Raw genomic sequence first — 10723 nt, 5'->3', positions numbered from 1 at the left:
ACACTCCCGACCCTACGACGTGACCTGGCATTTCGGGGCGACGGTGCGCCACTGCGCGCAGTAGGCCTCCGCCTGCGCCAACCCGTTGAACCCGTCCTGCAGCAGCACCCAGAACCCGCCGTCCTCGTCGGACAGCGCGTCGGAGGCGAGACTGTCGACCAGGCGCACCTGCATCCCCCGGCCGGCGAGCTTGGCCTGCTCGGCCTGGGCGGCGGCCTTGCCGCCATCGGCTCCGCGATGCGGGAAAACCTCGATCAGCGCGTACGGCCGATTGACCGTGACCTGCTCGACCGGCTGCTGGGTCGCCACCGCGGCCTTGTCGCGCCCCTTGAACAGCCGCCCGGAGAACAGGCTGCTCCCACCGCCGTGCAACGCGATCGCGGCCGCCGACGCGACGCACAGCAGCGCGGCGACCGTGCCGAGCACGAAGGCCCGGACGAGCGGCTTGCTGATCCCGGTGGCGACCTGCGTGAGGTAGGGGGCGCGCTCCGCGTCGTACACGTCGGAGACCTTGACCACGAGGGCGAACGACCGGGGCTGGCCGGTGATCGGGCGGGCCGGCTTGGCCCGCACCGCGACCGAGACGCGCATGCCCGGCTCGAGCAGCACCGCGTCGGGATCGACCTGGACCGAGCCCGACGGCGGGTCGAGCTGGGCGGTGACGCGCAGGGGAGCGGGCGTACCCGTGTCGTTGGCCAGCCAGAGATCGTAGGTGTTCTTCTCCCGCCGGGCGACCAGCGACCCGGTCACCGGTGTCGGCAACGCGACCTTGAGCAGTGCCGTGGCGAACCCGGCCGGCTCCCCGGTCGAGGCCTCCTCGGCGTGCACCGTGAACGGCACGAGCGACGAGCTCGGCGGCTGCTCGGGCGGAGTCTGCAGGACGACGGCGACCTCGGCGGTCTCGCCCGGACCGAGGCTCACCGATTCGGGGTCGACGGTCGCCCACCCGGCGGCGCGCCCGCGGGCCAGGAAGATCCGCAGGTCGAGCGGCTGTGCGTACGGATTGCGCAGCTGAACGGGCACGCGCGTGGGCACGCCGGGCGCCAGGGCCACGGGCTCATCGGGCAGGGTCAGCTCCACGTCCACGATCGTCGCATCAACCCGGTCAGTGAAGATCGGTCACGTCGGTAAGCTGACCGCCCGGTATCTGGTCGGCCACGCCCGTCCCCAGCGGCTGCTGCCCGAGCGCCGAGGTGCCGAGCGGTTGCTGGTCGAGCGCCGAGGTGCCCAGCGGCTGCTGCCCGGCCGTCGTCGCGCCGCCCGGGTGGTGCAGCAGCGGGTTGTCGTTCGGGTCGAGCGGGTTCGAGCCGGAGTGGTACTCGAGCGCGTCGCTGAAGCCGTCGGCGTCGGTGTCGGCGAGCTGGGCGTTGAGGCCGAGCACCTTCTCCAGGTTGTCGTCGAGGCCGTCCTGGTCGGAATCGGTCTGCGAGATCGGCGTGAGCGAGCCGTCCATGTGGCCGTCGGAGTCGGAGTCGGGCGAGCGCGGGTCGAGGCCCTGGGCCAGCTCGAAGGCGTCGTTGAGGCTGTCGCCGTCGGTGTCGGCCTTCCGCGCGTCGGTGCCGTAGGTGACCATCTCCTGGGCGTCGGTGAGGTTGTCGCCGTCGGTGTCGGCCCGCAGCGGGTCGAGGCCGTAGCGGCGCTCGAGCGCGTCGCTGAGCCCGTCGTGGTCGGAGTCGGGGCCGCCGAGGTCGGGCGGCGGGGGCGCGGGCGCGATCGGCGTCTCGGGCAGCGCGGTCTGCGGCACGAGCGTCGACAGCGGCTGCATCACCGGGTTGGCGATCGGCGTGGCGGTGCCGTCCGAGATGCCGGGGATGACGGCGGCGAACTCGAACCGGTTGCCGGCGTTGGACTCGCGGACGCCGGCGCGCGGGTTGGCCGCCTCGACGACCCGGCCGTTGCCGAGGCTGATCGCGACGTGCGCGCCCGGGGTGCGGCCGTCGCCGGCGCGCGGTTCACGGTCGAAATGGAACAGCAGAGCGCCCGGTGTGTCCTTGGCCTTGGCCGGGTCGATCAGCATGCCTTGTTTCTTGAAGAACAGGTATTGCTCGGTGGCGGTGCGCGGAATCTTCGTCCCGGCCTGAAACGCCGACCATTCGGTGAAATCCGAGCAGTCGAAGACCGACGGATTCGGATTGTGGAGATCTTCTTTCGCGCCGAACACATAGCGGTCGCCGATTTGCGCCTTGGCAACTCTCAGGAACGTGTCGAGAGCGGCGTTGTTGCCGGGCTGGGCCGCCGGGCCGGCGAACGCCTCGGCCACCGGGGTGCCGGCCACGTCGTGGATCGCGGCGCCCGGCGGGTCGAAGCCGTCGTGTGCCGGCTCGTGGTCGCCGTAGCCGCGGGTGCCGTTGAACATGCCGCGGCCGGGACCGTCGCCGTACGCGATCGCGGCGGCCTGAGCGTCCTCTTTGAACCGGACATAACGCGAACTGAGACCGCCGTGCGTGGTCGTCCAGGGGGAGATGTCCTCACCGCGGTGGGAGATCTCGAACGCCGCCTTCGCGTTGTCCAGCGGGTCGTAGAGGTTGTACTTGGTCAGGAAGTCCGGGTGGGCCTTGCCGTTGATCTGCCACAGGCCACGCGAGTCTTCCCCGACCGGGTTGTGCGCCTTGGAGTTGCCGCCCGACTCGGCCAGCGCGATCGCCGTCATCGTGGCCGACTCGTCGGGCGAGAAGCCGGCCCGGCGAGCGAATCCGTAGATCTGTTCGGCGGAGTACCTGGGCATGTCACGAGGGTAGACACCGTAATCCACTCTGTATACGTGCCGACCCGGTTGCACGAAAGGGCAGCGAAAGGGGCAACAGAGTTGGATCAACGACAGAGCCGATCGAGCTATTGTTCTGATCGACTTTTCCGGGCCATCATGTCTGGGCGGTCGCCCGCTCGTCGGGCACTGACCAGGGGGAACGCATGATCTCATCAAGGCCGCCGACGGTCTGGATCGATGACAGTCACGCCATCGTCCGTCGGGGCATGGCGGCCTGCCTGCAGCAGGCCGACTTCGTCGTCCGCGGCGAGAGCGCGGTGCTGTCCCCCGAGCCGGTGATCGCCGATCTCGATGTGCTGGTCTTCGAGTACGCGGGACCGACTCTGCGCCGTGCCGTCCGGCTGGCCGAGGGCCGGGGCACCCGCCTGGTCGCGACCGTCCGCGACGTCACCGAGCAGGCCGTCCGCGAGATGGTCGACGCCGGCGTCTGCGCGATCCTGCCGCACCGCACGCTCACCGCCGACAATCTGGTGACCAGCCTGCGCTCGGTGGTGGCGGGCAACGTCGCGCTCCCCGGCGACATGCTGTCCCGCCTGCTGCTGCACGTCACCCAGACCTCCCACCTCGGCCCGCAGGGGCTGAACACGCGCGAGCGCTCGGTGCTGCGGCTGCTGGCCGACGGCATGGACACCCGCGGCATCGCCGAGGACCTCTGTTTCTCCGAGCGCACGGTGAAAAACGTCGTGCACGACGTGCTGACCAAGCTGAACTGCCGCACCCGGGCGCAGGCCGTCGCCGTCGCCACCCGCGAGGGCGTGATCTGATCCGGTGGCCCAGTCTTCTCCGGTGGTTGAGCCCTGGACCGTCCTGGCCGACGCGCTCCTGCAGCGCGAGGCCCTGATCTGCCGGCTCGCCGAGGGCCGCCCCCCGCGCGACTTCGCCGGTCTTTACGTTGCCGACGACGAGGTGGAGCGGCTGCTCGCGACGCTGCCCGGCCTCGACGGCCCGGGCGTCGAGCGGGTCACCGCGGTGCGCGCCGGCGCCGCCGCACCGGTTCTGAAGGCGCGGGAGGAGTTCGAGCTCACCGGCCGCTTCGGCTCGGTCGTCACCAACGCCGGGCTGACCACGGGGGAGGCGGAGGTCCTCGCGCTGCTGCTGGCCGTGGAGATCTCGCCGGCCCGGCAGCGCCTGGTCGGGTACATCCAGGACTCGGTGCAGCTGCCCCGGCTGACCCTGGCCACGCTGGCCCGGATCTTCTTCGAGGACGACCACATCGGGACCCGCGCGTTGTCGCCCCGCGGCGGACTGATCCGCGCCGCGCTGGCCCGGCTCGCCGGCGAGGGTCCGTGGGGGACTCTCACCGTCGAACCGGCCGCGCGCGTGGTCTGGCATCTCGGCGGCGACGACGCTCCCGACCCCGGTTTGCCGGCCGGCAGTTCGGCTCGTACCGGTGAGGCTTCCGACATTTCCGAGATGGTGCTGGTGCACGGCGGGGACCGGGAAAGCCGCCTCCACGCGCTGGGCGACCGCCGCCTGCTGATCGTCCCGCCGCCCGAGTCCGACACGGCCTGGCAGGCCGTGGTCCGCGAGGCGACGCTCACCCGATCGACGGTTGTCCTCGATCTGTCCGCGCCGCTCCCGCTCGCCGGCCGTGACGTGATCCTGCGGGCAACCCACCTGACCTGGGTGCTGTCGTCGCAGGGTGAGCAGCCCCTCGAGTCCGTCCCCGACCGCCCGTGGCGGGAGATCGCCATCCACGACGGTGTGGCCGAGGCCGAGGACTGGCAGCGGGCGATGGGCCGCGACCCCGATCCGGCCTACCGCCTCACCCGCGAGCAGCTGCGCCTGGTGGCCGCCGCGGCCGGTGCCGACGGCGGGCTGGTCGCCCCGGCCGTGCGCCGCCTGGCCGGTGGGCACCTCGACGGTGTGGCCGTGCGCATCCGCCCCCGTCGCACCTGGGACGACCTGATCCTGCCGGCCGAGGAGTCCACCCAGCTGGGCGAGCTGGCGTCCCGGCACCGCGAGCGCGACACCGTCTACGGCCAGTGGCACTTCCGCTCCGCCCCCAGCACCGGCGTCGTGGCGCTGTTCGCCGGCCCGTCCGGCACCGGCAAGACCCTCGCCGCCGAGGTGGTGGCCGGCGAGCTGGGCCTCGACCTGTACAAAGTGGATCTCTCGGCGGTGGTCAGCAAGTACATCGGCGAGACCGAGAAGAACCTCGAGCGCATCTTCAACGCGGCCGCCGCCGGTGACCTGGTCCTGTTCTTCGACGAGGCGGACGCGCTGTTCGGCAAGCGCTCCGAGGTCAGCGACGCGCACGACCGCTACGCCAACATCGAGGTCGCCTACCTCCTCCAGCGCCTCGAGACGTACGACGGCCTCGTGGTCCTGGCCACGAACCTGCAGCGCAACATCGACCCGGCCTTCCTGCGCCGCATCTCGGTCGCGATCGACTTCGTGGCCCCCGAGGAACCCGAGCGCCGCAAGATCTGGCAGCGCGCCTTCCCGTCCACCGCCCCGGTCGCCGGCGACCTGGACGTCGACTTCCTGGCCCGCCAGTTCAAGATCACCGGCGGCGTGATCAGCAACGCCGCACTGGGCGCCGCCTTCCTGGCCGCCGCCGAGAACAGCCCGATCACCATGCGCCACACCGTCCTGAGTGTGCGGCGCGAGTTCCAGAAGCTCGGCCGCCTGCGCACCGAGAAAGAGTTCGACCGCTACTTCGACCTAGTGAACCGGGACGCCGCCGATGCTGCACCTGCTGGATGAGACGCTCGAGGCCTTCCTGCGCGACGTGGTGCCCCTGCCGGCCCGCGACGTCGACATAGCCTTCGACGCCCCCGACGGCGAGTGGTCGGCCGCCCTCTCCACCCGCCCCACGGTCGACCTCTACCTCTGGGACATCCGCCCCAACCTGGCCGAACGCGACTACGGCGAGGTCATCATCGAGGAACAGGACGGCCGCCGCTTCCGCCGCGACCCGCTCCCGCGGGTCGACTGCCGCTACCTGGTCACCGCCTGGACCAGCGAGGTCCGCGACGAGCACTCCCTGCTGGGCGACGTCCTGAACGCCCTGCTCCTGAACCCCGTGATCAGCATCGACCACCTGCGCGGCGCCTTCACCGAGGTCCGCCCCCTGCCCACCCTCCGGCTGCGCAGCGGCGACGGCAGCGAGAACTCCGACTTCTGGTCGGCCCTAGGCGGCCAGCTGAAACCGGGCTTGGACCTGGTGGTCACGGTCACCGTCGACGCCGCCCTCCGCGCCGCCGCCGGCCCGCCCACCGAAACCATCACCGTCCGCGCCGTCGACCGCGGCTGACCCGCCCCGGCTGGGCCTGCCGCCCGGCCCGCCCCGGCTGGGCCCGCCGCCCGGCCCGCCCCGGCTGGGCCCGCCGCCCGGCCCGCCTCGGCCCGCCGCCCGGCCCGGCCCGGTCCGTCGGCCCGGCCCGGCACCGCCACGCGCCAATCCACGCCCAGCCCGGCCGTCTTCGGCCGGCTGCGACCACTCATTCCCCGCTCCTTTGCTCTGCTCACCCATACGCACCACCTCCCTGTTCGCCCCTAGCACGCCCGGGACCCCCCACGGCGACCGCGGGACCGGCGACGGCGCGGACCGTGGACGGCCAACGAGAGCGGGGCGTCTTGGTGCGCAGAGCGGCGCGTCTTGGTGCGCAGAGCGGGGCGTCTTGGTGTGCAGTGCGGGGCGTCTTGGTGCGCAGAGCGGGGGGGTGAGCGGGTGCGCGTATTGGTGAGCAGAGCAAAGGGGCGGGAAATGGGTGCGGGGGGTGGGGGACTGACGCGTTGGGGGCGCGAGGTTGGGTGTCGCCGGTTAGCGGCTGCGGAGGCCGGCGAAGGACTTGCCGGTGCTGGCGATCACGTGGCGCAGGTAGCCCTCGAGGGCGGGCGCGGCGCGCAGGTTGCGTTCGACGAGGTCGGGGTCGAGGCCGGCCAGTCGGGCGTCCGTCGCCACCGCGGCCTGGATCGTGCTCCAGATGTCCCAGACGTCGACCGTGGCCACGGCCATGAGGTTGCGGATCGTGTCGGCCTTCGCCTTGACGTAGGGGTCGAGCCGCACCTGCGTCCGGTTCCCCTCGATCAGCCAGCTGGTGGGCCGCCGGCCGCCGTAGACGCCCGTGCTGGAGACCCGCAGCTGCATGCGCTTGGCCCGCTGCTGGGCGATGGCGGCCAGGCCGGTGGCGCACCGCTCGCAGGGAAGGCGGTTCATCTTGATCCGCACCGGCACGACGGCCCCGTCCGGATACAGCGAGAGGTGTCGCTCCAGGTCGTTCATGAAGTTGTCCTCGGCGTGCAGGCCGCCCGGGTCGTTCTGGTAGTGCTGGGTGGTTTCCGCGACCCCGCCGGCCTCGCCGAACTCGGCGTACAGATGCGTCTCGGGACTGACGGCGTCCAGGGCCATCTCGATCGAGTCCTCGTTGGTGGTGCCGGCCGGGACCGGCCGGTTGAGGATCTCGCCGATCGGGTCGGCCGGGCTGGCCTCGGCGAAGACCGTGAAGTGCGAGCCGGCGGTGAGGCGCACCTCGAGCGACTTGAGCCCCTGCGGGCGGTGCTTCTCCATGATCCGGTCGAGGATGGCCTGTACCTGCACCGGGTCGTCGATCGCCTGCTGCTTCGTCTCGGCGGCCAGGTCCTGAGCGGCCGCGGCCTTGACTCCGGTCGGGTCGTTCGCCGGTGGGGCGGCCGCTGGGTCGGAAGCGCCGCCGAATCCGAGGGCGCCGAGCGCGCTCTTCCCCAGCGACACGGCCTTGGCAAAGAGCCAGTCGAGCGCCTTGTCGATCAGCTCGCGCAGCTTGCCGATCAGCTCGACCAGCTTCTCCGGCACGTTCCCGAGCCCGACCTGATTGGCCAGGAAGCCGATCGCCACCGGCACCGCCGCGGCCAGTCCCTTCTCCACCTTTTGCGCCCCGGCCTGCACGTTGCCGGCGGCCACCGCGGCCAGCGTCGTCACGTAGTCGTTGACGATCATGAGGATCTCGCGGACGTACTCGATCACCGATTGCACGGCCTTGAAGAACGCGATCGAGCTGTTGACCACCGCCATGATGCCGGTCGGGTCGAGCATGGACAGCAGCTTGACCGTGGCCTTCTCGACGATCTCGCCGACGATCCAGTCCTTGACCATCCCGAGCAGCGTGTCCCACAGGTTGCCCAGCTGGCTCTCGATGTGCTTCCAGATCGCGCCGACGCCGTTCTCCTGCACGTCCTTGATGAAGTCGAACGCGCCCTCGGCCATCGCCACGCCCTTGCGCAGCTTGTCGGCCACGTCGGCGCCGATGTGGTCGCCCAGCTTCTTCCACAGCTTGTCGGCGGTGACGTCGAGGACCTGCAGCACCATCGTGAGGATCGAGCCGAACGACAGGTCGGGCGGTTTCTGGATGCCGAGCGCGCCGAGCCCCCGGAACAGCCAGTCGGCGAGCCCGTTGAGCAGGTAGCCGACGGCCCGGTCGACGAAGCCGAGGAAGCCCTGCTTGAGCGCCTCCAGCATGTTCACCAGGAAGGCGACCGGGTCGCGCTCGATGTCCTCGATCGCGGCCATCGCGTTGTTGATGATGCTGCCGAGCAGGTCGGGCGGGAAGTTCATCAGCCGCAGGATCAGCGTGATGACGACCTTGAGCACCTCACCGGCGAACTCCACGATCCGCCCGAGCGGCTCGCCGAACTTGTCCAGGATCCGCACGAACGCGCCGAGCGGGTTGACCAGATCTTCGAGGGAGAGCGAGTCCCAGATCGCCTTGAACGTCCCGACGATCATGTCGAGGCTGATCCCGAGGCGAGAGATGGCGCCCTCGATCTGCGCCGCCGCCTCCGCGATCACCCCGGCCTCGGCCAGCTTCTTGTACGTCGCCTCCCCGCCCGGCAGCAGCGCGATGAACCCGCCGATCAGGTTCTCCGCCGTCCGCGGCACCGCCTTGCCGGTGACCGGGTCCTGCCCGAGGATCACCGTGAGCAGCCGGAAACCGCGCATCTTCCCGGCCTCGCGGGAGAGCCAGTCGAGCAGCGCGTCCTTGATCAGCTTGACGACCTCGGTGAGCACCTCGGACGCGAAGGCGCCGATCCGCGCGATCAGCCCCTTGGCCTGCGTCGCCAGCTTGGACAGGTTGGACGGCAGATCCGCGAGGTTCGCCGGCTGAATCGCGTCCCACCCGGCCTGGAACAGGGCCGACAACTCGCCCAGGATCCCGAGGAACTGCGCGATCCGCGCGTCCAGCCAGTCCGCCGTCTTCTGCAGCGTCCCCCGTTCCCGCATCTGCGCGAGCGCGTCGTGCTTGCCGATCAGCGTCAGGAAGTCGCTCAGGATCTCCACGGTCGAGGCCTCGACCGGCGTCCCGCGCAGCGGGTCCTGGTGCAGCACCTTCTTCGCCAGCTCCCACACCGGCGTACCGACCAGGTATTTCTCGGCCAGGCCGACCGCCGCGTCCCGGATCAGCTGCACGATCGCGTCGAGGATCCCGCGGACGAACCCGAGCGCGTCCGCGTACAGCCCGCTCACGTGCCGCCGCACGATGGCGATCGCGCCTTCGGGGTCGGTGAGGTCGATCTCCTTCCACGCCTGGTCGACCTCGCCCTGAATGCGCACCAGCGTCAGATTGTGCGCGCGCAACCCGTCGTCGATCATGCGGTACGCGCCCTGCACCACGCCGAGCTCGATCAGCTTGCCGGCCACGACGTTCCCGAACGGCACCAGCCCCAGAACCCCGCGAGTCAGGTTTTCCGGGCTGCGATCGACGTTCCGGTTCGCGATCGGGTCGTACCCGGCCACCACGGTCAGCATGTCGTAGCCCGGCACCGTCCGCACCAGCTCGGCGATCGCCCCCGACAGGAACCCGCCCGAGTCGCGCTGCACCGGTGACCGATAGACGCCCACGGAAGTCTGCTGCACCACGTGGGTGGCCTCGTGTGCCATCAGCGGCAGGTCGCCCGCCGATTCCCCGGCGCCGAGAAAGATGTCGCCACCGGCCGTGAACGCGCGCGCCCCCAGCTGCCGCGCCGCCACCTGAGCCTGCTGGTCACTGTGGACACGAACCCCGCCCAGCGGCGCGCCGAGGTACTGCTCGATCCGCGCCCGCACGTCGTCGGGGATCGTGGTTCCCGGACCGGGCGAGGCGACCGTCTTCTCCAGGCCGGGCGGCGTCTCCGGCGGCGGTTCCCCGGCGTCCGCCCCGGGCGTGACCAGCCGGGATATCGCCGGCGCCGGCCCGAGCGACTCCTGCGTCACCCCGTCGGCCACGGCGTCGGCCTGTCGCTCGTACGCGTCATGGGGCTGGCTGACGGTGAGCTTGGGTTGCGTGATCAGCCTGCTCACCGCTTGGTTTCCCGCCGCGAAGGCACGGGGTCCGGCCGGGTGCCGCGACACCAGCCGCTGGATCTCCGCATTGCCGCCGGCGAGTGCCGGGTCATTCTCCTTTTTGATCGTACGGGGGGAAGGGTCCACAACCGCAGTGGAGGCGGCGGCCTCGTCGAGAGCCGGTACCTGCCGTTCGGACAGCTTCACCAGCCCCCACCTCCGGATCCAGGATCCGGGGCCGACCTGGGAACAGACAAGTCTCCGACACCAACGGTGCACCTAAGGCTGCACCGGCGCACCTTATGGCCCCGCGTATACGCGAGGGAGGCTCACCCATGGCGGCGAATCGGCAGCTGAGAAGCGGGGGTGAGGCGATGACGCGGGTCCTCATGGGGGATTTCGAGGCCCTGCACCGCCTCGGGCTCGAGCAGATCCTCCGGGTCGACGGCATCGAGCTTGTTGACACCAAGGGCGACGATGTCCTCGGCCGGCTTCTTGAGGCACTGCCGGACGTGATCGTTCTCGACCTCGACAAGAGCTCCACCGGCGAACTGGTTCACGTGATCGTGCACCGGTTCCCGCGGGTGAAGGTCGTGGCCTGCTCGTCACGCCATCCGATGATGCGCGTGTTCCCGCCGCTTCACTACGGGGAGTTCTACGAATCCGACCTTGACCCCGCGCTGTTGACCAGCGCGGTGCAGGCCTGACAGGGG

General features: G+C 70.8%; 7 protein-coding genes. 4 read left to right on the top strand and 3 right to left on the bottom strand.

Annotation, left to right across the window (positions count from 1 at the left end):
* Positions 1-12: 12 nt before the first annotated feature.
* Together A3CQ_RS61840 and A3CQ_RS58165 are read right to left on the bottom strand one after the other, a co-directional pair.
* Positions 13-1080: a COG1470 family protein gene (locus tag A3CQ_RS61840; protein WP_026206706.1), complete on the bottom strand. Its 1068-nt coding sequence runs from the start codon at positions 1078-1080 to the stop codon at positions 13-15.
* 25 nt (positions 1081-1105) lie between these two features.
* Positions 1106-2725: a transglycosylase SLT domain-containing protein gene (locus A3CQ_RS58165; RefSeq protein ID WP_020516451.1), complete on the bottom strand. Its 1620-nt coding sequence runs from the start codon at positions 2723-2725 to the stop codon at positions 1106-1108.
* A 185-nt stretch (positions 2726-2910) separates the two neighbouring features.
* On the opposite strand from A3CQ_RS58165, the gene A3CQ_RS0139245 reads away from it, so the two are divergent.
* Genes A3CQ_RS0139245 through A3CQ_RS0139235 form a run of 3 tightly spaced genes read left to right on the top strand, consistent with a single transcriptional unit; the run spans position 2911 to position 6026 of the window.
* Complete coding sequence (locus A3CQ_RS0139245; RefSeq protein WP_063713658.1) at positions 2911-3531, top strand: response regulator transcription factor; 621 nt, start codon at positions 2911-2913, stop codon at positions 3529-3531.
* A gap of 22 nt (positions 3532-3553) precedes the next feature.
* On the top strand, positions 3554-5476 hold the full coding sequence (locus tag A3CQ_RS0139240; RefSeq protein WP_020516449.1) for an ATP-binding protein: 1923 nt from the start codon (positions 3554-3556) through the stop codon (positions 5474-5476).
* Positions 5457-6026 (top strand): Pvc16 family protein, encoded by a 570-nt coding sequence (locus tag A3CQ_RS0139235; protein WP_020516448.1) that lies wholly within the window; start codon positions 5457-5459, stop codon positions 6024-6026. The genes A3CQ_RS0139240 and A3CQ_RS0139235 overlap by 20 nt, the downstream gene beginning before the upstream one ends.
* Positions 6027-6536: 510 nt before the next feature.
* On the opposite strand, the gene A3CQ_RS55645 is transcribed toward A3CQ_RS0139235, so the two are convergent.
* Positions 6537-10217 carry an eCIS core domain-containing protein gene (locus tag A3CQ_RS55645; protein WP_020516447.1) on the bottom strand — a complete coding sequence of 1227 codons (3681 nt, stop codon included), beginning with the start codon at positions 10215-10217 and terminating at the stop codon, positions 6537-6539.
* Positions 10218-10384: 167 nt separating this feature from the next.
* Between A3CQ_RS55645 and A3CQ_RS0139225 the strand changes: the two genes are divergently transcribed.
* Positions 10385-10717, top strand: a complete 333-nt coding sequence (locus A3CQ_RS0139225) for an ANTAR domain-containing protein (protein ID WP_026206704.1) — start codon at positions 10385-10387, stop codon at positions 10715-10717.
* Positions 10718-10723: the final 6 nt, after the last annotated feature.

The sequence above is a fragment of the Paractinoplanes globisporus DSM 43857 genome (genome assembly GCF_000379645.1).
Classification (GTDB): Bacteria; Actinomycetota; Actinomycetes; order Mycobacteriales; family Micromonosporaceae; genus Actinoplanes; species Actinoplanes globisporus.
This window is presented reverse-complemented; position numbering and strand designations above follow the sequence as displayed.